Origin of the sequence: Capnocytophaga gingivalis ATCC 33624 (assembly GCF_000174755.1) — a bacterium.
GTDB classification, from domain to species: domain Bacteria; phylum Bacteroidota; class Bacteroidia; order Flavobacteriales; family Flavobacteriaceae; genus Capnocytophaga; species Capnocytophaga gingivalis.
Genome location: NZ_ACLQ01000008.1, coordinates 44478 through 67935 on the forward strand (window position 1 = coordinate 44478; position 23458 = coordinate 67935).

Consider the following 23458-nt stretch of genomic DNA (forward strand, 5'->3'; position numbering starts at 1 on the left):
GAGGCAATGTCCTTTTTTTAACAAATGAACAAACTAATATTATTTTGAAAACTCTACCTTGATGATTACCACCCCGTTAAGTCCTTTTTCTTTGAAATCTTCTGTACGTTTGGCACCTTTCTTGAATACTGTAGTGGAATTGACTTTCGTAATTTTCGAAAGCTCGCTTTGCGAATATTCCATTACATCTTTGTAATTGACCAATACCAAAGGGTAAGCCTCTGTTCGTTTTTGATTCTTGTTTATATATGCTTGATAATCACGGAGTGATTTCTTTAGTTTCGCCTTGAGGGTTTCATCCAAGTATTTTTCTCCTCCTTGGAGTGCTTCTGTCGAGGAAGTTGTAGCAGTACTTCCTGCTTGAGCCAATTCAGTATTAACTACTCTTTGTCCTGTACGAAACTCTTCCGATTTACGTTTTTTCTCCTCTTCCTTCGCTTTTTTCTCTGCCTCTTTTTGGGCATTGTAGGCAGCTACTTCACGTGCGTACTGCTGCTTGGCCTCATCTTCTGCTTTCTTCTTGGCTTCCTCCTCAGCCTTTTTCTTTTCTACTTCCTTCTGTATAGCTTGCTTACGCTCAAGTTCCGCCTTTTCTTTCTCAGCTTTTTCTTTGGCTAAGCGAGCAGCTTCCTTCTCATATTCAGCTTTTTTCTGTGCTTGCTGCTCCTTTTCCTTGGCTTTTTTCTCTGCTTTTTCCTTCTCTGCTTTTTGCTGTGCTGCTAATACTTCTTCGTAGTTGGCATCAAAAATAGGTTTCCCTTCTGCTGCCCCAAAGTTATAGTTGAAAAAGAAGACAGGGCGGGTATCCTTAGTAGGTTTTGCTTTTCCAAAGAAAGCACACCAAGAAGCATTGATTCTTAGGTAGTACCCCCACCCTTCGAAATAGCGGGTATAAGTATAGTTCTTAAAACCAAATAGCTTGGTATTAAGGTTGTAATTACTTACCTTGAAAGCAGGACTACTTGTCTCTATATACTTGATTTTATTGCTCTTATCCACCCCAAGAAAATAATCTACTTTCTCTACAGTAGTTTTTTCTTTTCTAAGAAAACCCAGTGGAGTCTCGAGGGTTTCATTCAGGTGAGAGTCCTTCCAAGTCTCTTCCAACTTGGGCTGTGCAAAAGTAAAGAAAGAAGCACAGCAACATAAAGCTGTTAAAAATACTTTCATTTGTCTAATAATATAAAATTTTTGATTAAAAACTATTTTATGGCGCAAATATACAAAAAATAAAAATATAAAAATATAAAAACTTTTCCACATTATGTAAAGGTTTTTATATTTTCACTTATTCATAATTTATATTCTCTGCTATAGATCATCTTTTTCGCCCCCTACCTATCTTATTAAAAATCAACATCATTAATCATTGATCATTAATCATTAATATAGTTTTCTATATATTTCTTCAGGGGTTGTGGTTGTTGGGCAAGGTGATCTTGGATAAATTTTCTATCTTCCTCTATATTAGCACGATAGGGGACTATTTTAGGCAAATGCTCCTGCACGCTTAGGCGTATCATGCGTAGCTCTATATTCTGAGGTTCTTTCCCTATAGCTCCCTCTATCAGCGCCTTTCCTTCCTTGAGCATCGTGCGGAGTTTTCCTGATTGTTTGGAATAGATCATCAGAGAAGCTCCCTTGTAGGCTTCCTTGACAGAAGTATCGATGGCAGCCCCTTGCATAAGCTGGTAGAATCGCTCCTTCTGCTCCTTACTTTCTGAGGCAGTTGTATATGCCTTGCGTATCTCCTCTATGGATTGGGCTTGTATACAAAAGGTACTTAGGAAAAAAACAAAAAACTCTTAGCATAGCTTATAGGTATTGGTGAGTTTCAGGGCTACAGTATCGCCAAAGGAGGTAGTATTCTTAACGACTATCGTATCGGGATGCTCAGCAAGTTCCAACTGTAGGGTGAGCTCTCCTGCTGTGTTAGGATTGATTAGGGTCATGAACTTCACCTGTGAGGTCTTGCTCAGAAATAGTTTCTTTTGAGTAATTTTTTCTGTAATATTCTTGATAATCTGCAACATACACACTCCAGGGGTTACAGGATTGTCCGGAAAATGCCCTGCAAAAATCGGATGAGCAGCATTGAGGGTAATACGGCAAAGGTATTTTCCCTCTCCTTGTGACTCTATTTGATTAAGTGTATAAAAGTTTTCTAACATAATTTATTTATTTTCATTACAATACGTCCAAGGTAATTTTTACTGGCACAGTGTGATGCTCTATGACTATCTGTGAGAGTTCTCCTGCTGCCTTATAGTTAGCTGCAAAAGTGGTATAGTGTTTTGAGCCTTTTATATTCTCCTGTTTGTATATTTTTTTATCTTGATTTTCAAATAGATACACCTTTCTTTTTCCTTCTGTTGCCACATAAGCGACCTCTTGATTATGGGTATACTTATCTGCGTACCTATCTGCTTGTAACAAATCCTCGAAGTCTCGCTGAAGCAGTCTGATGAGTGGTTTCCTATCCAAGGCTTCAGTTATATATTCCACCCGCCAACCTTCCCCTCTTCTATAGTAGAACTGGAAAAGTGTATTGCCAAAATCGGTAATCAAGGCGATTCTATAGCTATCGGTAACCGTTTTTATCGCCAACACTCCATTGAAACTATGTCCATAAGCCTCAATCGTGGCTCTTAGCTGGTGCTCTCCTATACCAAAATAAGGATGGGTTATCTTCTCCCCTGCTCTTTCCTTTTGATAGCCCTCTGGCAAAGAAAAAGAGGCTCCACAACTGAGTAATAAGAGGAAGATACTATAGCTTAAAAGTCGCTTCATCAATAGGAGTATTGAATTGTTGGTGGGTAAAGGTAATCTCGGTATAGTCATCAGTGGGTTCTATAAGCTTGACACGCCCTACAGTTGCGTCAGGAGAGAAAAACAAATGTATCTCCTTGATATACTTGAGCAAGGTCTTATCCTTGGGCAAAAGTTTTGTCAAGGTTTCTTTCCCTGAAGTGAAAAAAGTAACAGCAAACTCTTTTTGGTCGAACATATCTCCACTTACCGAACGAGTAATCAACTGATTAATCTTTTTAAAAACTTTATTATCGGCCTTCATCTGGGACACCTTCCCTGCATCGTCTACTTTGATATTATCTCCTTGGAATACAATACGATAGCTATAGGGGGTGGTATAGCTCCAATTGAGCTTGTCTGGCTTGGAAAAGGCCATTTCTCCCTTGGTTTCCATATCCTTGGACATAAACTCCAGATGTTTCTTCTGAACAAAAGAAGCCTGCATTGTTTTGATAGCCTTATTCTTCTGCACTACTTTCTCTTTGAAAGCATTTGCTTGCACTTGTGTTAGAGGTTGTTGTCCCCAGAGCAGAGTGGTACATAACAGGCTCAGTAGTATGTATATTTCTCTCATAAATCAATTCTTTAGTAAGTCCCTTACAATAACTATGCCATAAGTTTAGCTAAGACAAGGACGAATAAAAGCATCCAATTGGTCAAACTCAATCAGGAAAGCATCATGCCCATGTATGGAGTGAATCTCATGATAGGTGGTCTTCTTGCCCATTTGCTTTAGTGCCTCATAGGTCAATCGGTTTTCCTCTGGGACAAAGTACAAATCGGTATCGGTAGCTATAATGTGTATTTGAGTGGTAATAGGTGCCATAACCTGAGCAAATCCCCCTCTGTCCTTGCAAATATCAATAGTTTTAACCAACTGATTCATAAGCTTATAAGCCTCCAGTGTAAAGCGGTTTTGGAGTTTTTCCCCATGATGGAGTAGCCATGTCTCAGTATTGAAGAGGTTGCGCTCTATATTGATACTGCGGTCGAACTTTTCCTTGAGCGAAGCTGGAGTACGGTAACAAAGCATAGCGTGCATACGAGCATCATGTAGGGGATTGTTCCCTTCCAAAAGGCGTTCTTGGATCAGGCAGTTGGCGATAACCCAGTCGGTAGTCTTCCAGTCGGTAGCCACAGCGAAAAAGTGGGTAACATATTGGGGGGCAAGTGCCAACATCTCCCAAGCAATACCCCCGCCTAAGGAGCTCCCCGAAAGAATATCCACATGCTCCACTCCCAATAGTTCCAAACCTAAAAGGAAGATACGCGCTACATCGCGGGCTGTCCATGCCTTGTAGTCCGTAAGGAGTTCCCCCTTGCGATAGCCATTCCCTGGGATATTGAAACAGATCACCGTATGAGTCAGTGTATTAAAGGGTTGCCCCTCCCCTACGGTTTGGTTCCACCACCCCTCCTTACCAATCACCTGTGAGTTGCCCGTTAGTGCATGATTGACCACAATCACAGGAGCCTCTCCCAAGGGTTGCCCAAAAAGCTGATAAGTAAGCTTTATCTTAGGGTACACTTTCCCTGAAAGTGTAGTAAAGTTATTGATTTCTATATATTTGAGCTCATCCATAGTTTTATTTTTCTATATCTCACTAAAGTATATTATACTTCTTTTTATATTTGAGTGCAAAATTAGGTTTTTATAAGGAGATAAACAAATTTTTATAGTTTTATAACCAAAATAAAAAATAATATACTACCGATTGTAAGAACCTCAATAGTAAGTAATTTCTCTTTTCTCCTCCATTGTTTTCTCTCCCCTTCTTCTCTGATAAGATATTCTACCTTGCGTGAGATTTTACTTTTCCAATCGGCAAATATACATAATTTTTCAGTGCTCCCAACACTTTGTCATCTTAAAATAAAATAGTACCTTTGCCTTGTATAAAACATTTTATTATAGGGGGACAATATCCCTATTTTTCGAAAAGGTTTTACCTTGGTAATCAATTATTAAAAATTATGTTACTAACGGTGACACAATTTAAAAGCGCCTATTAGTTTCTACATGAATAACCTCTTTCACGATTATACCTCTGAACAATTTCAGGCACAGGCTTTAGCTGTATTTGCTTTTCAATACCAAAACAATGCAGTATATCAGGAGTTTTGCAATTATTTTGGAAAAACTCCCCAGTCGGTGCATACCCTCTGGGAGATTCCTTTCTTGCCTATAGAATTTTTCAAAAGCAAGGAAGTCTATGCCGCTACCACACCTTTTGAGGAGGTCTTCACCAGTAGTGGCACCACTGGTAGCCAAACGTCTCGGCACTTGGTAAGCTCTCTTGCGCTTTACAGAGAGAGTTTCCGCAAGGGGTTTGCTTACTTCTATGGAGAGGTAGAAGAGTATATTTTTTTAGCGCTGCTTCCTTCTTACCTTGAGCGCAAGGGCTCTTCTCTTATCTATATGGCAGAGGACTTGATAGGGCATGCTCAGAAGGAAAGTGGTTTCTACCTCTACAATCAGGAGGAACTCGCCCAGAAGCTTAGTGTGTGGGATACACAGGGACGAAAGATTTTCCTTATGGGGGTCTCTTTTGCGCTGTTGGACTTGGTGGAACAATACCAGTTTTCCTTAAAAAACACAATTGTCATGGAGACTGGCGGCATGAAAGGCCGACGCAAAGAGCTGATTCGTGAGGAATTACACAGCATACTTTGCAAGGGATTCGGTACGGAGGTCATTCACTCCGAATATGGGATGACCGAACTACTCTCTCAAGCATATAGCCAAGGGAATGGCCTTTTCTATCCGGTGCCTTGGATGAAAATCCTAATCCGAGACAGCGAAGATGCGCTCTCTCCCCTACCCTATGGCAAAATCGGGGGGATTAATGTGATAGACCTTGCCAACTACTACTCCTGTAGCTTTATCGCCACTCAGGACTTAGGCAAGGCTTACCCCGATGGCTCTTTTGAGGTATTAGGTCGCTTCGATGCGGCGGATATTCGCGGTTGTAATCTCTTAGTTTTACAAAATTAATCCTATGGAAAAATGGTTTTTCTCCCCGCAGGAAGCGGGAACCGATGAAGCAGGGCGGGGCTGCTTAGCAGGGCCTGTCACCGCCGCCGCAGTGATACTCCCCGAGGACTTCTACCACCCACTGCTGAATGATTCTAAGCAGATGACCGAAAAGCAGCGCAACCTACTACGCCCTATCATTGAGGAGCAGGCGCTGAGCTATGCTGTAGTGCATCTGTCCCCTGAGCGAATTGACCAGATTAATATCCTCAACGCTTCTATTGAGGCTATGCATCAGGCTTTGGATAAGCTGACCCTCACCCCCGAGTTTGTCGTAGTGGACGGCAATCGTTTTAAGCCCTACAAGGAGATTCCCTACTCCTGCCAAGTGAAGGGAGACGGACGCTTTATGCGTATTGCTGCCGCTTCTGTGCTGGCCAAAACCTACCGCGATGCATATATGGAAACCCTTCACAAGCAATATCCTATGTATCATTGGGATAAAAACAAAGGATACCCTACACGCGAACATCGTGAGGCTATCCTTGAGTATGGGGCTTGCGAACATCATCGGAAAACATTTCAACTTATTGATATTCAGCTAAAATTCGATTTCTAACTATACCGTACGCTGTACTACCTCAAAGAGTTTCCCAGCATCACACTTGATAGTCTTGGAAGGAAACTTCAGTATCAGGGCATAGTCATGAGTGGCCATCAGAATAGAGCGTCCGGAGTCATTGATCTCTCGCATTACCTTCATGATCTCCACACTGGTCTCAGGGTCAAGGTTTCCTGTAGGCTCATCAGCCAATATCAGATCTGGGTCATTGAGCAGGGCTCTTGCTATGGCTACACGTTGCTGCTCTCCTCCTGAGAGTTCATGAGGGTGCTTCTGTATTTTAGTCTGCATCTTTACCTTGGTAAGCACACTATTGATACGTGTCTCTATCTTGTGAGCATCTTGCCAGCCTGTAGCTCGTAAGACAAACTCCAAATTACCAAATACGGTTCTATCCGGAAGCAACTTAAAGTCCTGGAATACAACTCCTATCTTTCTTCTCAGATAGGGAATCTCTGCTTCCTTTAGGGTAGCTAAGTCGAAATCCACCGCCATACCACTGCCTTTCTTCAGTGGGAGGTCTCCATAGAGTATCTTGAGCAAGGAACTCTTCCCGCTTCCTGTCTTACCTATAAGATAGACAAATTCACCTCGTTCTATAGTGAGGTTGATATCGTGTAAGATAAGGTTTTTCCTCTGAAAGATAGAAACATCCTTAAGTTCTACTACTGGTTTTGCCATGTTTGTTCTAATTATGCATACATTGCCTCTATTTCTCGGAAATAGTTCTTGTAAATATTTTTCCTTTTGAGCTTCAGTGTAGGGGTAAGCTCATCATTATTAATAGAAAAAGGGGTGGTAAGCAGGGTAAATTTCTTTATTTGTTCGTAAGAAGCCAACTCTTGCTGTAGGTTCTGTAACCTCTTCTGGAAGAACTCCACTATCTGGCTGTTCTTTATCAGCTCTGCATAGTTTTTATACTTCAGGTTCAGCGACTTAGCATATTCAGCCAACGCATCATAGTTGGGCACTATCAGAGCGGAGACATACTTACGTGCATCGGCTATGATGGCTATTTGTTCTATGAAGCTATCCTTACCTACTTTTCCTTCTATCTGTTGGGGAGCTATATATTTCCCATTGGAGGTCTTCATCAGTTCCTTGATTCGCTCGGTGATGAAGAGATTCCCTTCTTTATCTATATAACCAGCATCCCCTGTGCGCAAGAAACCATCTTCGGTAAAGGCTTTGGCATTTTCCTCTGGGTTATTATAGTACCCTTTGGTGATGGAACCTCCCTTGAGGAGTATCTCGTTATTTTCTCCTATTTTGACCTGCATATTAGGGACAAGTGTTCCTACTGACTTGAGCTTGAACTTATGATCATCCCAACAAGATACCGTCGCGGTAGTCTCTGTCATCCCATATCCTAAGGTGACATTGACACCTATCGCTCGGAAAAAGCGCCCTATAGAAGGTTCCAAAAGCGCTCCTCCACAAGGAATCATCTGGATATTCCCCCCTAAGGCAGCCTTTAGCTTTTGGAAAACAACTCTATCAGCTACATTATACGCTTTCTGCAAGAGGAAAGAAGGTTTTTTACCTTTTTTCTTTCTGCCCAATTGTATCTTAGCTATTCTGGTTGCTGTAGCAAAAACAAGTCTTTTAAGGACTGATTGTTTTTCTACATTTTCATAGATTTTAGTATAGATTTTCTCCAATAAGCGCGGCACCACACACATATAGTGGGGGCGTACCTCCTTGAGCACTTCAGCTACGCGATTGGTATCATCTAAGTAGCAGTTGATCACCCCTTTGTGAAGCACATAGGCGACCCACATACGCTCATACACATGGGAAAGAGGTAAGAAGGATAGGGAGACATTCCCTTCTACTACTGCCAAGCGATCATCATGGTTGATGAACTGATAGGCTACATTCTCATAATCAATAAGAACTCCCTTAGGATTGCCTGTGGTTCCTGAGGTATAAATAATAGTATAGATATCTTGCATATTGCGCTGGGCAACACGCTCTTTGAGTAACTGTTCGTATTCTTCCTCTTGTCCTGTTCTGACAAATTGAGATAAAGGCAATACAAAAGTATCTTCCTTATCTAAAAGTGTCTCATTAAAAAGTATAACACACTGCAATCCAGGACATTGTTCTTTTATTTGTGCTACCTTTTCATATTGTTCTTTTTCTCCTACAAAAAGGATTCTGATTCCTGCATTGTTGATGATATATGCGGCTTGGTCAGCCGTATTGGTAGCATAGATAGGCACTGCACAGGCTCTCAGATGTGCTGCTGCCATGTCCACCATAGTCCACTGGGGAGAGTTGGGAGCAAAAATCCCCACTTTTTCCTGCACTCCTACTTTATGATGTAGTAATGCCTTGGCAAGTTCTTGGATTTTATCGTAAAATACCGTCCAAGACATAGGGCGCCACTGCCCTTCTTCCCAATAGCGAATGGCCTCTCGATCTTTATAATGTGCTGCTTGATAGGCCAATCGGGTAACTAAGTGAAATTTCTCTAAATCCATCACTGTTAGTTTGCGTTTTAAATAGCAAAGTTAGTGTTTTTTCAGCACATAAATCTAAATGAAAAGTTAAATGATTTAAAAGATATCTTCTCCTAAATCATTGGATAAAAACAGAGAATAGAGATCAAACAAAAAACTTTGACAAGGGGTTTCTTGTCAAAGTTTTTCAAGGAAAAAATCATTATTATTTCTTATGTATCTCTACAAAATACTCATAGAAATACGGTATGGTCTCTATTCCTTTGAAGAAGTTAAAGAGTCCGTAATGCTCATTGGGCGAATGGATAAGATCGGAATCATATCCAAATCCCATCAATACGGATTTGGTACCCAATTCTTTTTCAAAAAGAGCTACAATAGGGATACTACCTCCCTCTGGAGAAGGGATAGGGCGCTTGCCGAAGGTCTTTTCCATAGCTTTTTCAGCAGCTCGGTAGCCATCATTGTCTATAGTCATCGCATAGGCAGGCCCTCCACCTAAGGAGGTTACTTTTACAGTAACCCCTTCTGGAGCAAGCTCTGTAAAGTATTTAGTGAAAAGGGCTTCTATTTCCTTATTGTCTTGGTCAGGTACCAAGCGCATAGAGATTTTTGCTGATGCCTTACTCGGAATAATCGTTTTGGCACCTTCACCTATATATCCTCCCCAGATACCATTGACATCCAGCGAAGGACGTATTGCAGAACTCTCTATTACTGAATAGCCTTTTTCTACTTGTACATCGGCTACCCCAAGGTCTTTCTTATATTCCTCTAAGGAGAAAGGTATTTCTGCAAAAAGGGCTCTTTCTTCTGCTGGGATTTCCTTCACCTTGTCATAGAAATGAGGAATAGTAATATGGTTGTTCTCATCATGGAGCTGGGCAATCATCTTAGAAAGCACATTCACTGGATTGGCAACCGCACCTCCATACACTCCTGAATGCAGGTCTTTGTTAGGCCCTGTTACTTCTACCTCCATATAGCTAAGTCCACGAAGACTTGTCGTAATAGAAGGAGTATCTTTTGCTATGATTCCCGTATCAGAGATAAGAATAATATCATTCTTGAGTTTTTCTTTGTTTCTTTCAACAAACCATCCTAAGTTCTTAGAACCTACCTCTTCTTCTCCTTCGATCATGAACTTGACATTACATGGGAGCTTACCTTCCTTGACCATGTATTCAAGGGCTTTCACATGCATGAACATCTGCCCTTTGTCATCACAGGCTCCTCGAGCAAAAATAGCTCCATCGGGATGTAGTTCAGTTTTCTTAATCACAGGTTCAAAGGGATCGGTATCCCATAGTGCTACAGGATCGGCTGGTTGTACATCATAGTGACCATATACCAGCACGGTAGGTAGGTTATCTCCTACGTGTTTCTCTCCATACACTACGGGGTTTCCTGGGGTCTCACATACTTCTGCTTTATCACAACCTGCTGCAAGAAGGGCTTCCTTGATCCATCGGGCGGTATCCTCTATAGATGACTTATAAGCAGAATCCGCACTCACTGAGGGCATTCGCAATAGGGCAAACAACTCGCTTAAAAAGCGTTCTTTGTTCTCTTCAATGTAATTTTTTATATCCATTTTTTAATTGTTAATTATCAATTCTGAATTGTTAGGGACAGAGGAATCTATTCTCTGATTATTCCCATTCTATCGTTGCAGGTGGTTTAGAGCTGATATCATAGACTACTCGGTTCACTCCTTTCACTTTATTAATAATCTCATTGGAGACTTTTTGCAAGAACTCATAAGGAAGGTGTACCCAGTCGGCTGTCATACCATCGGTACTCTCTACTGCTCTTAGGGCAACACACTTTTCATAAGTGCGTTCGTCCCCCATCACTCCTACACTGTTGATAGGCAACAGTATTGCTCCCGCTTGCCATACTTTATCATACAAACCGTTGTCCTTAAGGGAGTTGATAAAGATAGCATCCACCTCCTGAAGGGTGGCGACTTTCTCTGGGGTAATATCGCCTAAGATACGAATAGCCAGTCCAGGTCCAGGGAAAGGATGTCTCCCCAAAAGTTCTGCTGGAATCCCCAAAGAAGCTCCTACTCGGCGTACCTCATCCTTGAAAAGGGTTCGCAAGGGCTCTACAATCTTAAGCTTCATATAGTCGGGCAAGCCTCCTACATTGTGGTGACTCTTAATGGTCGCCGAAGGTCCCTTTACCGAAACAGACTCTATCACATCTGGATAGATAGTCCCCTGTGCCAGATAGGTAACATCCGTTATCTGGTGGGCTTCCTTGTCAAATACTTCTATGAATACTCGTCCTATAGTCTTGCGCTTAGCCTCGGGATCGGTGATCCCTGCTAAGGCGGAGAGAAATTCTCCTGAAGCATCTACTCCTTTGATATTAAGCCCCATCCCTTGGTATTGTGCCAAGACACTCTGAAACTCTCCTTTGCGCAACAGTCCATTATTGACAAAGATACAGTGCAGTTGGTCTCCGATGGCTCTATTGAGTAGTACTGCTGCCACAGTGGAGTCCACTCCTCCTGAAAGTCCTAAAACAACTTTCTCCTTGCCCACTTGTTCCCTAAGTGCCGCTACGGTCGTTTCGATAAAGTTGTCTGGAGTCCACGAAGGGGTCAGCTTGGCTATCTTAAAGAGGAAGTTCGCCAGAAATTGCTTTCCATCGGTGGAGTGATACACTTCTGGGTGAAACTGAATGGCATAGGTATCCTCCCCTTCTATACGATAGGCTGCATTCTCCACATCAGGAGTACTGGCTAAGCGTACTGCGCCTGTAGGTAATTGCTTGATAGTATCACTATGGCTCATCCACACTTGGCTATTGGCAGGAACTCCTGAGAGAAAAGGCTCATTATCCTTGAGATAGACTAAGTGAGCACGCCCATATTCGCGTACATCGGAGGGTGCTACCTCTCCTCCAAAAAAGTGAGCTAAGTATTGCGCTCCATAGCAAACCGCCAAGAGGGGTTTCTTGCCTCTGAAGAGAGACAAATCAGGATGAGGAGCATCACTGGCTCTGACCGAATACGGAGAACCTGAAAGCACCACCGCCGAAAAATCCTCTACACCCTCTGGCAAATGGTTGTAAGGGTGTATCTCACAATATACATTCAGCTCACGTACTCTACGGGCTATAAGCTGTGTATATTGAGATCCGAAATCTAAAATAAGTACTTTATCCATGTTTTAGTTGTTAATCCTTGTAAATAGTTATTCTTTTCTTTTCAACCTTCATCTTCTATCAAAAATAATAGATAACTCCCATTTGTACGACTAAGTTCTTCAGATCTGTATTGAAGGGAGCCTGACCACCATAATAATTAGTATAATTATTGATATTTCCTTGTCCTGACTTGACCCTTGCCTCAAGGCTTAATGAAGGTAGTATAGGTGCCTCCACCCCCACAAGCCCTGCCACATCGAAGGTTCTTGGGGAAGGTACCTTGCTATCCTTCTTTACCAATAGGTCAGTGGTCAGTCCTGCATCTAAGTATAAAAATTCGAGCAAACGAAAATGGATGATATATCCCATAGAAAGGTAGCCTAAGGAATAGCGTCCTCCATATTGTGCATTGTAAGAGTCTTTGTAGTGTGAACCTTGCCCCGAATACATCAACTCTAACTTTCCACTAATGTTTCTATCGGTACGCACTCCCAGCACTGCTCCTACATAGAAGCTCGATACATAGGAAAAATCATTCTGTTGATAGAGGAAACCTCTGGAAAAAGTTGAGAGCGAAAGCCCTGCCTTGGCTCCTATACGTACATTGCTCTCTTGTGCGGTAACAGTACTCAAGGGGAGCAATGATAAAAGAAATACAAAGATTCTCATGCTAATTGGCTTTTACAAGTGGCAAAGATAACGATATAATATCAATAATAAAAGTAGTTTATAAAAAATCTTTCCCGAAAAAGAAAAAAAGACAGATATTTCGTACTTTTGCACTAAAAAATATCTATGTAGCATGGAGACAAAACAACGTACACAATACCTCATCATTATCCTCATCTCCCTCTCTCACTGTCTAAACGACTTATTGCAGGGAGTACTTCCTTCTATCTATCCTGCTCTTCAGAGTAAGTTTGCCCTCTCTATGGCGCAGATAGGGCTGATCACTTTTTGCTACCAGATAGCGGCTTCTATCCTCCAACCTATAGTGGGGGCTTATACAGATAAGCATCCTAAGCCTTACGCACAGGTAGTAGGGATGGCCTTCAGTGCCTTGGGGATAGGGTTGCTCTCTTGGGTAGATAGCTATACCCTTGTATTGTGTTCGGTGGTCTTTGTGGGAATAGGTTCTTCTATCTTCCATCCTGAGGCTTCCCGTATCTCTTTCTTAGCCTCTGGGGGCAAGCGCTCTTTTGCGCAAGCAGTTTTCCAATTGGGCGGCAATGCAGGCGCAGCATTGGCTCCTCTGCTGGTGATATGGATTATTTTTTCTAAAAAAGTAGTCGAAGGAAAGCTTGTAGAGGAGAGCCACTTAGAACGCCTACTATGGTTTGTTCTCTTCCCTATGATTGCCATTGTCATACTATTCTTTATAGGCACTTGGCGTAAGAAACTTCTCAAGCAGGCACAAACCGTCAAAAAGAAAGAGATACCCCTACCCGACCTTACTCATGCACAGGTTCGCAATTCGATGATTATCCTCATGTTCTTGGTCTTTTCAAAGAATTTCTATACTTCAAGCATCAATAACTACTTACAGTTCTATACGATCAAGACTTTTGGTTTTAGTGATACTCAAGCACAGCTCTACCTCTTCTACTACTTAGGTGCCGCAGCAGCAGGTACGCTCATTGGCGGGTTCTTCGGGGATCGGGTAGGGCGTAAGTTCATTATTTGGTTCTCCATTTTGGGAGCTGCTCCTTTTGCTCTATGGCTTCCCTATGCTGATGCCCAGACTACGGCTATTCTAATAGTGCTTATTGGCTTTATCATCTCCTCGGCCTTTGCCTCTATCTTGGTCTATGCCCAAGAGCTTCTCCCTAAGAAAATAGGAATGATTTCAGGTGTTTTCTATGGATTCGCCTTCGGTATGGGCGCTTTAGGCTCGGCTGTATTAGGCAAACTTATTGATATGACAAGTATCACCTTTGTCTACAAGGTCTGTTCTTTTCTCCCTCTGATGGGCTTAATTGCCTATTTCCTCCCCAATCTCAAAAAAGTAAAAATGAGGGAGTAGACTTATTAAAAAAGGTAACAAGTAGAACTACTTGTTACCTTTTTTCTCTTCACTGCTTACTGCGCTAAACTAATATCCAAAGAGTTCTTCCAAAGTAAGTTTCTTGAACTCTCCTATCTTCTGGAGTTCTTCTTTGGAAAGTTTCTTTTCAGAAGCCAATATCACATAAGTATAAGGCTTTTTGGAGAGATATTTGTCATGGAAGGCCTTCACTTGGCTCATGGTAATCTTGTCCAAATTCTGATAGATTTCCTTTCTGATATCTTTGGTAAGTCCCAATTCTTTCGCATTGAGATAATTATAGATGATATCATCTTGGCTGATACGCTCTGTTTGGATATCTTTCTTCAATTGTGCCTTGGCTAAGTCTAAGTTGGCTGGTAGCTCTGGCATAGTTGTTAGAAGATCATCCATAGTGGATACAGCTTCTTTAAGCTTATCTGCTTGAGCTCCTACATAAGCCAACATATAGTATTTTTCATCTTTCTTTCTTGGGGTTCTATACATACCATAAGTACTATAAGCCAAAGCTTTGCTCTCACGAATGGTCTGGAATACCAAAGACCCCATACTGCCACCAAAATAGTTGTTGAATACTTTGATTACTGTACTTTCTGCTGGATTGTAAGGAACAGTATTGCGAATCCAGCGTGTCTCGGCTTGTACCATCTCATAATCGGTGAAGAGCACCTGATTCTTAGTTTGCTCTACTTGTTTGAATACCTTGGCAGGAGCTACTTTAGCAAAGGTGGCAGGCACTTTGTGTAGGGAAGATAGCTTAGAGGTAAGCTCTCCCATGGTAGCAGGTCCATAGTAGATAACTATTTGTTCTACATCATTGAGCTTCTTGAGCCTTTCGACAAGCTCTTGGGAGGTTGTAGAAGCTATCTCTGCGTTAGAAAGGGCGTGATTGTACTTGTTCTTAGGTCCATAGAGTGCATAGCTGGTAAGGGCTTGCATGATTTGGTTTCTATTGGCCTTGACATCTGAACGATATTTCTGGATTCTTGCCTTAAGGGCTTCAAGAGCTTGATCATCAGCCTTTAGGTTTTGTATCAGATTCTCATAGAGGGTCACTGCTGCTTCAAAGTTTTCTTGCAATCCTTCTATAGTAACAAAGGTGTATTCATCAGCAGTATGTACCCTGAAGCTGGAAGCGATTTTGTAGAATTCCTTAGATATTTGCTCTGCGGATTTCTTATCTGTTCCTAAGAATTGTATATACTGTGCTGCAAGTCCCATCTTTAGATCATTGAGGGTACCTATTTTGTAGCGGAAGTTCAATCGGTATAGCTGATTTTCTTTGTTTTGTACATAATATACCTCTGCCTTACCCAATTTGGATCTCTGTAGGTCTTTGTTGTAATCCAAGAATACAGGAGCCACAGGAGTACTTGGCATCTGGTTAATCATCTTAACAAAAGCAGATTGTTTATCCGCATTGGTCTCTACAGGTGTGATGGTAGGCTTTTCTATTTTTTCTATATCAGTGCGTTCTCCTTTGTGTTTTAGCACAGCTACATAGTTGTTACCAAAATATTTGTTGGCAAAATCCATGATATCTTTCTTAGTCACCTTCGAAAGGTCATTCACATAGGCGACTTGATCGCGCCAATTGAGTTTTCCAGTAAAGGCATCCATAAGCATATAAGCTCTATCCCCATAAGATTCTGTCTGTTGTATCTTGTGTTTTTTGATATTATTTACTATCGAAGGAATAAGATCATCATCGAAATTTCCTTTCTTGAGGTTTTCGATCTCGTTAAGTACCAATTTCTTAACATCCTCCAAAGACTGTCCTTGCGAAGGAGAAGCTGAGATATACAATAGTCCATGGTCTACCAATAGGTAAGAGTAAGCACTTGCTTTAAGAAGTTTCTGCTTCTTCACCAAGTTCAAGTCAATAAGTCCAGCCTTTCCATTAGTGAGAATAGAACCTACCAAGTTGGCCAAAGCTGCATCCTTGTCTTGGTTGCTAGGCAAGCGGAAAGCGATGGTTACACTCTCCGCATCAGGTCCTACTACCTCTTTGATCACAGGGGAGGTAATGGCATCCTCTGGAGCGAAGGTGTACTCAGGTACGGACTTTTCTTTCATATAAGAAAAAGCCTTATCGATCTTGGCGATAGCATGGTCTGGATTGAAATCTCCGGAAAGAATCACCGCCATGTTATTAGGCACATAGTAAGTATTGAAATACTTGCGTATCTCTATGAGAGAAGGATTTTTCAGGTGTTCTACTGTACCTATGGTAGTCTGTTGCCCATAGTTATGCTTTTTGAAAAGATTGGCAAGGAGTGTTTCCAGTACCAAACTGCCATCATTGTCCAGCGAACGGTTTTTTTCCTCATATACAGCCTCCAATTCGGTATGGAAGATTCGCAATACAGGGTTGCGGAAACGCTCCGCTTGTACGGCTATGTATTTGTCAAGGGCATTGGCAGGTACATCATCGGTATAGACTGTCTGCTCGAAGGAGGTAAAGGCGTTAGTTCCTTGGGCTCCCATGGCGGACATCATCTTGTCATATTCATTGGCTATAGCATACTTGCTGGCGATCCCAGAGACTCTGTCTATTTCCTTGTAGATTTCCTTACGCTGGGCAGGATCTTTGGTCTTATTGTACTTCTCATAGAGCGCATCTATCTTATCAAGCTCTACTTTCTCTTTTGCCCAATCTAAAGAACCATATTTGTCGGTACCTTTAAAAAGCAAATGTTCTAAGTAGTGAGCCAATCCTGTATTGGTCGCCGGATCGGTCTTGCTCCCTGCTCTCACAGCTACATAGCACTGTACACGTGGCTCCTTATTAGTAGGACTGAGAATGACCGTAAGGCCGTTCTTGAGGGTGTAAAAACGGGCATTGGTAGGGTCATTCGTTACATAACGATACGTATACCCTCCACTCTGAGCCTCTTTCCACTGATAGTCCTGTGCATTCCCTGTCAGTGAAGTGGCTATTGCCGAGATTCCTAAAAATAAATTTCTTTTCAACATACGTAAAAAATTTGGAGCAACAAAATTAATATTTTTTTTGCTATCTACCAAAAATAAATTCATCTTTTTACTTATTTATGATTTTTTTTCAATATTCCCTATATTTCAAAAGTTTATATTACAATATTTTTCATAAAAAATATTATAGTAATATCATTTACAAAAATAAAATCTCGATTCTTTCGTTTTAACGCAGGAAATTAATTTTTTTTAAGAGCACCTCAAAAGTTTTAAAGAGATTTAACTTTTAAATATCCTTTTCTATAGGGTTTTATTCCATAAGAAATCGTACCTTTGCGTCCACAAAAAATTTTAAAAAGAATTACGTATGAAAAAAATGGTACTTTTCTTGTTAGGCGGATTGGTGATGACCTCTTGTGTCTCCAACAAAAAGTTCCGCGCAGTACAAGAACAACTAAAAACAACTGAAGACTTGCTTAATACAGCTACTATAAAGCTCAATAGCTGCCTTAAGGACAAGGAACTACTTCAGTCTAAAAATGAAATGTTGGCCAAAAACAACGAAGGACTCATGACCAACCTTGGCAACATGACCATACTTACTCAAAAAGGAGCTGACAACTTGGAACGCTCTTTGGAAAGTCTCAAAGAAAAAGATCTTACTATCAAAAACTTACGAGATGCTGTTACCCGTCGTGACTCTATCAACTTAGCTCTTGTTCAGAGCCTTAAAGGAGTTTTGGGCAACTTGGACGATGAGGATATCACTGTACAAGTGGACAAAGGGGTGGTATATGTATCTATCTCCGACAAAATGCTCTTTAGCAGTGGTAGCTACAATGTAACTCCTCGCGCTCGTGAGGTACTTGGCAAGGTCGCTAAGGTAGTGAACAACAAGCCTGATTTCGAGTTCATGGTAGAAGGACATACTGATAATGTGCCTATCAAAAATACTTGTATCAAAGACAATTGGGACTTGAGCGTACTTAGAGCTACTGCCGTAGTGCGTATCCTTCAGAATGATTTCGGGGTAACTGCCAGCCGTATGACTGCTGCTGGTCGTGGAGAATATGTCCCTGTAACTTCCAATGCTTCTGCTGACGGACGTGCACTAAACCGCCGTACTCGTATCGTGGTACTTCCTAAGCTCGACCAGTTCTACAACATGATCGAACAGGGCATGAAAGACCCTAAAATCAACTAATTGACAAGATGATTTAAGTTATACTTCAACTATAAAAAGAGGTTACTCTCCCTTGAGTAACCTCTTTTTTAATGATTAATGATTAATGAGCAATAACAACTGCTCACTGTTCACTCCTCACTGCTTACTGTTCACTCCTCTTAGCTGTGAGTTCTACTATCTTTAGGATCACGTCTATGGCCTTGAATAAGCTCGGAACAGGTAGGTATTCATACTTACCATGGAAGTTCACTCCTCCAGCAAAGATATTAGGACAAGGCAAGCCCTTGAAGCTCAACTGCGCTCCATCGGTACCTCCACGAATGGCTTGGATCACTGGTGTCACCCCTGCATCCTTCATCGCTTGCTCTGCTATCTCTACTATATGCATTACAGGCTCTATCTTCTCACGCATGTTGTAGTACTGATCTTCTACTTCTAACTCAAAGACAGCATCTTTGTGCTTCTGTTGGAAGTCTTTCACGATTGTGCTTAATAGTTCCTTACGGGCATTGAACTTATTGCGATCATGGTCACGGATAATCAGGTTGATATACACATTCTCTACATCTCCTTTGATATTCATCACGTGGAAGAATCCTTCTCTACCTTCTGTACGTTCTGGGATTTCATTCTCTGGAAGTGCTTCTATAAGCTTACTGGCGAGAAGTACAGCATTGACCATACGCCCTTTGGCAGTTCCTGGGTGCACACTCTTTCCCTTGATATGAATCTTAGCCCCTGCAGCATTGAAGCTCTCATACTCAAGCTCTCCTATATGACTACCATCCATAGTATATGCCCACTGGGCACCAAATTTTGGCACATCAAACTTATGGGGTCCCTTCCCGATCTCCTCATCAGGAGTGAAGGCTATTCGGATTTTCCCATGCTTAATCTCAGGATGTGCCAAAAGATATTCCATAGCCGATACGATCTCTGCCACCCCTGCCTTGTCATCAGCTCCTAAGAGAGAAAGCCCATCGGTAGTGATGATTGTCTGGCCTATGTATTTCTTTAAGTCTGGGAAGTAAGAGGAGGAAAGTACTATGTTTTCTTTTGCATTGAGCACTATATCTCCCCCATCGTAGTTATGTACAAACTGTGGATTTACATTCGCTCCAGAGAAGTCTGGTGAGGTGTCATAGTGAGCAATAAAGCCTATAGTAGGCACTGTATGCGATACATTAGAAGGCAAGGTAGCCATGATATAGCCATACTGATCAACCTCTACTTCCGAAAGGCCTATCTCTTTGAGCTCTTCTACCAAAAGGTGTACAATGTCCCATTGTTTCTGGGTACTGGGGGTCTCTGTCCCCTCTGGATCCGATTGTGAATCAACCTTCACATAGCGGATAAAACGGTCTATAATTTTTTTCTCTTCCATAGGTAAAATTTAATAGAGTTCATTTTTACTTATTTTTCAAAAACCAAATGTTTTTTGCTTCTTTCATCTCACTGAATGGATTCCTAAAACAACCTTTTATTCTCTTTGAGAATTTGCCCCACATTGTGATTCGAAGTCATATCCTACTGGCAATTTCTTATCAAAATCAAGTTCTATAGGCTGATCAGGATCTTTAGTAATATCATACAATTTAGCTTCTCTGACATTGTATTTTATCCAAGCTAAGACCATTGTTTTGCTCTCTCCTTCTGTAGGAGTATACACTCCTGCATAGATAGCATCTTTCTCTACCCTATCTTGCACCACATAACAGTCAGAAGACTTCACTATCAGTGTGATATTAGAAGATTGTACTATTTGGGTAAGTAGCTCATCACATGATAGGTTATCTGACACCTCTTCTGAAGGATTTTCGTAAGAAGATGTATCTTCTCTCCATTGAGAAAGAGGAATAATCTCCCCTGAAATAGGCTCCATAATACGAATATCCTCTTCATTACTCTTATTCACATAGAGCGTATAATAAGTCTCATAACGAATTGGGGAATTATATCCTATTTGTAGCTCATAGAAGTATTTGTTATCTATCAAAAGGCTGTCTGAAAGAATAGATACCCCATGCTTCCCATCTGAGAATTTATCAATATATTCATTTATTTTTTGCGTCAAGGGCAATGAAAGCACCTTCTCTTCAGCCTCTTGCAAAGTTATTATTTTATCTCTTTGATGATGACAAGCTACAATAAGTAACACAAACCACAATCCTATTACATAGCTCCCATATTTAGCTTTTCTCATTATTATATTTTTCGCAAAGATACGTTTTTATTTAAATAAATACAATCTCTAAACGCATTTATTTTCAGAAATTGGATACAAGTGGCAGAATGTCTTCTTTTTAAAATTAATCAAATATTATTAAGAAATGAATCATTATTTTTCGTAACTTTGCCACTTATTAATTCCTTGAAGAAAAAAATGAGAAACTTTGTAGAAGAATTACGCTGGCGTGGCATGATTCAGGATATCATGCCTGAGACTGAACAACACTTATTAGAAGGGCTTCGCGCCGCTTATGTGGGAATAGACCCTACAGCGGACTCTCTCCATATAGGACACCTGGTGGGGGTGATGATGCTCCGCCACTTCCAAAACTGTGGTCACAAGCCTTATGCCTTAGTAGGCGGGGCTACAGGTATGATCGGAGACCCTTCTGGGAAATCTACAGAACGAAACTTACTCACTGAGGAGGCTTTAGCTCACAATATAGCGGGTATCAAAAAACAATTAGCCAAATTCCTTGATTTTGAAAGTACCGCTTCCAACCGTGCTGAATTGGTAAACAACTATGACTGGATGAAGGGATTTTCTTTCCTCTCCTTTATCCGTGATATCGGTAAGCATATTACTGTGAATTATATGATGGCTAAAGATTCCGTAAAAAAACGCTTTGACCCCAACGAGAATACCGAGGGTATGTCCTTTACTGAATTTTCTTACCAACTCCTACAAGGCTTCGATTTCCTTCACTTATACCAAGAAAAAGGGGTAACTCTCCAGATGGGGGGCTCTGACCAATGGGGAAATATTACCACGGGTACGGAGCTAATCCGCCGCAAGGCTTCAGGAAAGGCTTATGCCCTTACTTGCCCTCTGATCACCAAGGCCGATGGTACCAAGTTCGGTAAGTCAGAAGGGGGCAATGTATGGCTCGACCCTGAGAAAACGTCTCCTTACAAGTTCTACCAATACTGGATCAATACTTCCGATGCTGATGCCCAGCGCTATATCAAGATTTTCACCATGCTCCCTAAGGAGGAAATAGAGACTCTTACCGCCGAGCACCTCCAAGCACCTCACCTGAGAATCTTGCAAAACAAATTGGCTGAGGAACTTACCCTTTTGGTACATGGAAAAGAGGAATGGGAAAAAGCCGTACAGGCCTCTGGGATTCTCTTTGGCAACTCTACCTCCGAGGATCTCAAGAAGCTCGATGCAAAGACTTTCCTTGAGGTGTTCGATGGAGTACCTCAGGCCGAGATAGCTCTCGATGACCTTAAAAATGGCTTGGATATGATCGCTGCACTCTCTGCCAAAACAGGATTTATCAAAAGTAATTCCGAAGCCCGACGTGCACTGGGGGAAAACTCTATCTCGGTGAACAAAGAAAAAGTGACTGAAGGCTACTGCCTGAGCGAAAAGGACTTGCTCAACCAGCGCTTTATCCTTCTTCAGCGTGGTAAAAAGAATTATTTCCTTATCATCGTAAAATAAAACTAAAGTAAAAACACAAAAAATCATTCAATAGTAACCATGAAAGAAATAGAACGTGTGGCTCAGCTCTTAGCCGATATCAATTTTGTATTGATCACTGGAGGGGCAAATACACGTAGAGTTCTTAGGAATGTGAATCGAATCGCTGGGGCTCTAAACTATCGCTGTGACATCTTCTACTCTTTTTCGGCTATCATTCTTACTCTGTATAACAATACCACAGGAGAAAAGGAAACCGTCGTTAAGAGTATTCCTCACCATGGGGTCAATTTCAATGCGATTTCGGATATCAGTATTCTCTCTTGGCGTATCCTGGAGAAGAAGCTCCCTATCAATGTCATAGAGCGTGAAGTAGCTTATATCAAGGGAAAATCACACTACAATATGTACCTGATGTGGTTCTTCGTCTCCTTGGCAGGAGGTTCCTTGGCATACATCTTCGGCGGGGATCATCACAATAGCTATTTGGAATTTGGTATGTCCTTCTTGGCTACCCTATTGGGATTGGCTGGCAGAAGAATCTTACAGCTGAGAAAGTTCAATATTTTTATCTGTTGGGCTTGGGCGGCTTTTATCTCTGTCTCTGTAGTGAATGGATTCCGCCTATTAGGGGTCGAAGAATACAAAAATGCACTGGCTTCCTGTGTGTTATGGCTGATCCCTGGCGTGCCGCTGATCAATGGCTTTATTGATCTACTCACCGGCTATGTAGTCGCGGGTATAGCCAAGCTCGCTTATGCGATGATGCTTATCTTTATGATTTCTATCGGGTTTTATCTCTCTTTATTTATCTTTGGTTATGAACTTCTTTGATGCTTTCGCCCTACTGGCCGAACGTATTTTTTGGTCTATGTGGGTCTCTATTGGTTTTGCGCTTTTGTTCAACACACCACGCCGCGCACTGTGGGCAACAGCACTATTGGGGGCTATCGGATGGAGCACTAAGTTTTTGCTTATCAAAACCTTGATTCCTGATCAGGTGGTCATTGCCTCTTTTGTAGGAGCTTGTGTAGTGGGCTTCTTGGGAATGTACTTTGCCCATAGGGTACACACTCCTCCTATGGTCTTTACTATTCCGGCTGTAATCAATATGATTCCTGGGAAATCGGGATATGAATTCATGATGGGACTGATCAAGATTGTAACGATCACCCATGAGCATAACCAAACCTTGGAAACCATTTTTGAAACGATCAAGCTTGCCCTCCAGACAGGCTTTATCACCTTAGGCTTAGCCTTCGGGGTGATCGCTCCGGTACTCTTGTTCAACACTTACTCGGTCAAGGACAAAGACCTTAATAAGTTTATTGCAAGAAAAATCAAGCGTATCTATAAGCGAGAGAGAAAAACACCTCATTAAAGTCCACTGTGTCTAAGAATTTCATTATTGAAGGTAGCTAAGCTTGCCAAGGACTTATTCTCTGGAACAAACGATTGATAGTAAAGGAAGATATCTTCTTTGTCAACGACTTTTATATAACTCTCTAAGGGAGAACAAGTGATTTGAGATCCTCTTTTAGGAATCTTTCACTAAAAAAGAGACTTCTTAAGTCCTCAGGATGAAGTGACCAATAAGAGATA

At 41.5% G+C, this 23458-nt stretch carries 21 protein-coding genes; 7 read left to right on the forward strand and 14 right to left on the reverse strand.

Translation table 11 applies throughout. The features are described from left to right. Positions 1-39: 39 nt before the first annotated feature. The 6 genes from CAPGI0001_RS02315 to CAPGI0001_RS02340 all read right to left on the reverse strand — a co-directional run bounded on the left by CAPGI0001_RS02315 (position 40) and on the right by CAPGI0001_RS02340 (position 4393). Positions 40-1170 (reverse strand): hypothetical protein, encoded by a 1131-nt coding sequence (locus CAPGI0001_RS02315; protein WP_040359417.1) that lies wholly within the window; start codon positions 1168-1170, stop codon positions 40-42. A gap of 206 nt (positions 1171-1376) precedes the next feature. After that, entirely contained in the window at positions 1377-1685 is a 309-nt protein-coding gene (locus CAPGI0001_RS02320) for a hypothetical protein (RefSeq protein WP_002666254.1), read from the reverse strand. A 120-nt stretch (positions 1686-1805) separates the two neighbouring features. After that, positions 1806-2171, reverse strand: coding sequence for an ApeI family dehydratase (locus CAPGI0001_RS02325; protein WP_002666274.1), 366 nt, complete (start codon positions 2169-2171; stop codon positions 1806-1808). 16 nt (positions 2172-2187) lie between these two features. Further along, positions 2188-2790 (reverse strand): flexirubin biosynthesis protein LolB2, encoded by a 603-nt coding sequence (gene lolB2 / locus CAPGI0001_RS02330; RefSeq protein WP_002666377.1) that lies wholly within the window; start codon positions 2788-2790, stop codon positions 2188-2190. After that, positions 2768-3385 carry a flexirubin biosynthesis/transport protein LolA2 gene (lolA2, locus tag CAPGI0001_RS02335; protein ID WP_002666178.1) on the reverse strand — a complete coding sequence of 206 codons (618 nt, stop codon included), beginning with the start codon at positions 3383-3385 and terminating at the stop codon, positions 2768-2770. The genes lolB2 and lolA2 overlap by 23 nt, the downstream gene beginning before the upstream one ends. A gap of 45 nt (positions 3386-3430) precedes the next feature. Further along, positions 3431-4393 (reverse strand): alpha/beta fold hydrolase, encoded by a 963-nt coding sequence (locus tag CAPGI0001_RS02340; RefSeq protein WP_002666185.1) that lies wholly within the window; start codon positions 4391-4393, stop codon positions 3431-3433. A gap of 438 nt (positions 4394-4831) precedes the next feature. Between CAPGI0001_RS02340 and CAPGI0001_RS02345 the strand changes: the two genes are divergently transcribed. Next, positions 4832-5806 (forward strand): long-chain-fatty-acid--protein ligase, encoded by a 975-nt coding sequence (locus CAPGI0001_RS02345; RefSeq protein WP_002666379.1) that lies wholly within the window; start codon positions 4832-4834, stop codon positions 5804-5806. 4 nt (positions 5807-5810) lie between these two features. Continuing rightward, positions 5811-6404: a ribonuclease HII gene (locus CAPGI0001_RS02350; protein ID WP_002666195.1), complete on the forward strand. Its 594-nt coding sequence runs from the start codon at positions 5811-5813 to the stop codon at positions 6402-6404. Here CAPGI0001_RS02350 and CAPGI0001_RS02355 read toward each other — a convergent pair whose 3' ends face one another. The 5 genes from CAPGI0001_RS02355 to CAPGI0001_RS02375 form a co-directional block, all read right to left on the reverse strand. Next, positions 6405-7088, reverse strand: coding sequence for a cell division ATP-binding protein FtsE (locus CAPGI0001_RS02355; protein WP_002666243.1), 684 nt, complete (start codon positions 7086-7088; stop codon positions 6405-6407). It abuts the gene before it with no gap. 11 nt (positions 7089-7099) lie between these two features. Beyond that, a complete protein-coding gene (locus CAPGI0001_RS02360) occupies positions 7100-8893 on the reverse strand; it encodes an AMP-dependent synthetase/ligase (protein WP_002666176.1) in 1794 nt (597 codons plus the stop codon). Positions 8894-9077: 184 nt separating this feature from the next. Beyond that, complete coding sequence (locus tag CAPGI0001_RS02365) at positions 9078-10466, reverse strand: dipeptidase (RefSeq protein WP_002666277.1); 1389 nt, start codon at positions 10464-10466, stop codon at positions 9078-9080. Positions 10467-10524: 58 nt separating this feature from the next. Further along, a complete protein-coding gene (gene guaA, locus CAPGI0001_RS02370) occupies positions 10525-12051 on the reverse strand; it encodes a glutamine-hydrolyzing GMP synthase (RefSeq protein WP_002666330.1) in 1527 nt (508 codons plus the stop codon). Positions 12052-12109: 58 nt separating this feature from the next. Next, a complete protein-coding gene (locus CAPGI0001_RS02375) occupies positions 12110-12700 on the reverse strand; it encodes an outer membrane beta-barrel protein (RefSeq protein ID WP_002666197.1) in 591 nt (196 codons plus the stop codon). Positions 12701-12833: 133 nt separating this feature from the next. Here CAPGI0001_RS02375 and CAPGI0001_RS02380 point away from each other — a divergent pair, with 133 nt between their 5' ends. Continuing rightward, positions 12834-14054 carry an MFS transporter gene (locus CAPGI0001_RS02380; RefSeq protein ID WP_002666381.1) on the forward strand — a complete coding sequence of 407 codons (1221 nt, stop codon included), beginning with the start codon at positions 12834-12836 and terminating at the stop codon, positions 14052-14054. A 69-nt stretch (positions 14055-14123) separates the two neighbouring features. Here CAPGI0001_RS02380 and CAPGI0001_RS02385 read toward each other — a convergent pair whose 3' ends face one another. Next, complete coding sequence (locus CAPGI0001_RS02385) at positions 14124-17051, reverse strand: M16 family metallopeptidase (protein ID WP_002666216.1); 2928 nt, start codon at positions 17049-17051, stop codon at positions 14124-14126. Between the two features lie 328 nt (positions 17052-17379). Here CAPGI0001_RS02385 and CAPGI0001_RS02390 point away from each other — a divergent pair, with 328 nt between their 5' ends. Continuing rightward, positions 17380-18216 (forward strand): OmpA/MotB family protein, encoded by an 837-nt coding sequence (locus CAPGI0001_RS02390; protein ID WP_002666219.1) that lies wholly within the window; start codon positions 17380-17382, stop codon positions 18214-18216. A gap of 124 nt (positions 18217-18340) precedes the next feature. On the opposite strand, the gene pepT is transcribed toward CAPGI0001_RS02390, so the two are convergent. After that, a complete protein-coding gene (pepT, locus tag CAPGI0001_RS02395; RefSeq protein WP_002666327.1) occupies positions 18341-19582 on the reverse strand; it encodes a peptidase T in 1242 nt (413 codons plus the stop codon). 96 nt (positions 19583-19678) lie between these two features. Continuing rightward, positions 19679-20401, reverse strand: coding sequence for a hypothetical protein (locus tag CAPGI0001_RS12580; RefSeq protein WP_002666336.1), 723 nt, complete (start codon positions 20399-20401; stop codon positions 19679-19681). A gap of 180 nt (positions 20402-20581) precedes the next feature. Here CAPGI0001_RS12580 and tyrS point away from each other — a divergent pair, with 180 nt between their 5' ends. Genes tyrS through CAPGI0001_RS02420 form a run of 3 tightly spaced genes read left to right on the forward strand, consistent with a single transcriptional unit; the run spans position 20582 to position 23237 of the window. Further along, a complete protein-coding gene (gene tyrS, locus CAPGI0001_RS02410) occupies positions 20582-21877 on the forward strand; it encodes a tyrosine--tRNA ligase (protein ID WP_002666199.1) in 1296 nt (431 codons plus the stop codon). Positions 21878-21916: 39 nt separating this feature from the next. Beyond that, entirely contained in the window at positions 21917-22690 is a 774-nt protein-coding gene (locus tag CAPGI0001_RS02415) for a threonine/serine exporter family protein (protein WP_002666251.1), read from the forward strand. Further along, positions 22677-23237: a threonine/serine exporter family protein gene (locus tag CAPGI0001_RS02420; RefSeq protein WP_002666320.1), complete on the forward strand. Its 561-nt coding sequence runs from the start codon at positions 22677-22679 to the stop codon at positions 23235-23237. Before CAPGI0001_RS02415 ends, CAPGI0001_RS02420 begins: the two co-directional genes overlap by 14 nt. Positions 23238-23458: the final 221 nt, after the last annotated feature.

Bases quoted from the DNA above. Each gene is read 5' to 3' on its own strand.
- CAPGI0001_RS12580 (WP_002666336.1), bottom strand. From the start codon at position 20,401: ATGAGAAAAGCTAAATATGGGAGCTATGTAATAGGATTGTGGTTTGTG.
- CAPGI0001_RS02325 (WP_002666274.1), bottom strand. From the start codon at position 2,171: ATGTTAGAAAACTTTTATACACTTAATCAAATAGAGTCACAAGGAGAG.
- CAPGI0001_RS02385 (WP_002666216.1), bottom strand. From the start codon at position 17,051: ATGTTGAAAAGAAATTTATTTTTAGGAATCTCGGCAATAGCCACTTCA.
- CAPGI0001_RS02315 (WP_040359417.1), bottom strand. From the start codon at position 1,170: ATGAAAGTATTTTTAACAGCTTTATGTTGCTGTGCTTCTTTCTTTACT.
- CAPGI0001_RS02415 (WP_002666251.1), top strand. From the start codon at position 21,917: ATGAAAGAAATAGAACGTGTGGCTCAGCTCTTAGCCGATATCAATTTT.
- CAPGI0001_RS02345 (WP_002666379.1), top strand. From the start codon at position 4,832: ATGAATAACCTCTTTCACGATTATACCTCTGAACAATTTCAGGCACAG.
- CAPGI0001_RS02360 (WP_002666176.1), bottom strand. From the start codon at position 8,893: ATGGATTTAGAGAAATTTCACTTAGTTACCCGATTGGCCTATCAAGCA.
- lolA2 (WP_002666178.1), bottom strand. From the start codon at position 3,385: ATGAGAGAAATATACATACTACTGAGCCTGTTATGTACCACTCTGCTC.
- CAPGI0001_RS02380 (WP_002666381.1), top strand. From the start codon at position 12,834: ATGGAGACAAAACAACGTACACAATACCTCATCATTATCCTCATCTCC.
- tyrS (WP_002666199.1), top strand. From the start codon at position 20,582: ATGAGAAACTTTGTAGAAGAATTACGCTGGCGTGGCATGATTCAGGAT.
- CAPGI0001_RS02355 (WP_002666243.1), bottom strand. From the start codon at position 7,088: ATGGCAAAACCAGTAGTAGAACTTAAGGATGTTTCTATCTTTCAGAGG.
- CAPGI0001_RS02375 (WP_002666197.1), bottom strand. From the start codon at position 12,700: ATGAGAATCTTTGTATTTCTTTTATCATTGCTCCCCTTGAGTACTGTT.
- CAPGI0001_RS02390 (WP_002666219.1), top strand. From the start codon at position 17,380: ATGAAAAAAATGGTACTTTTCTTGTTAGGCGGATTGGTGATGACCTCT.
- CAPGI0001_RS02350 (WP_002666195.1), top strand. From the start codon at position 5,811: ATGGAAAAATGGTTTTTCTCCCCGCAGGAAGCGGGAACCGATGAAGCA.
- guaA (WP_002666330.1), bottom strand. From the start codon at position 12,051: ATGGATAAAGTACTTATTTTAGATTTCGGATCTCAATATACACAGCTT.
- CAPGI0001_RS02340 (WP_002666185.1), bottom strand. From the start codon at position 4,393: ATGGATGAGCTCAAATATATAGAAATCAATAACTTTACTACACTTTCA.
- CAPGI0001_RS02320 (WP_002666254.1), bottom strand. From the start codon at position 1,685: ATGCAAGGGGCTGCCATCGATACTTCTGTCAAGGAAGCCTACAAGGGA.
- pepT (WP_002666327.1), bottom strand. From the start codon at position 19,582: ATGGAAGAGAAAAAAATTATAGACCGTTTTATCCGCTATGTGAAGGTT.
- CAPGI0001_RS02365 (WP_002666277.1), bottom strand. From the start codon at position 10,466: ATGGATATAAAAAATTACATTGAAGAGAACAAAGAACGCTTTTTAAGC.
- CAPGI0001_RS02420 (WP_002666320.1), top strand. From the start codon at position 22,677: ATGAACTTCTTTGATGCTTTCGCCCTACTGGCCGAACGTATTTTTTGG.
- lolB2 (WP_002666377.1), bottom strand. From the start codon at position 2,790: ATGAAGCGACTTTTAAGCTATAGTATCTTCCTCTTATTACTCAGTTGT.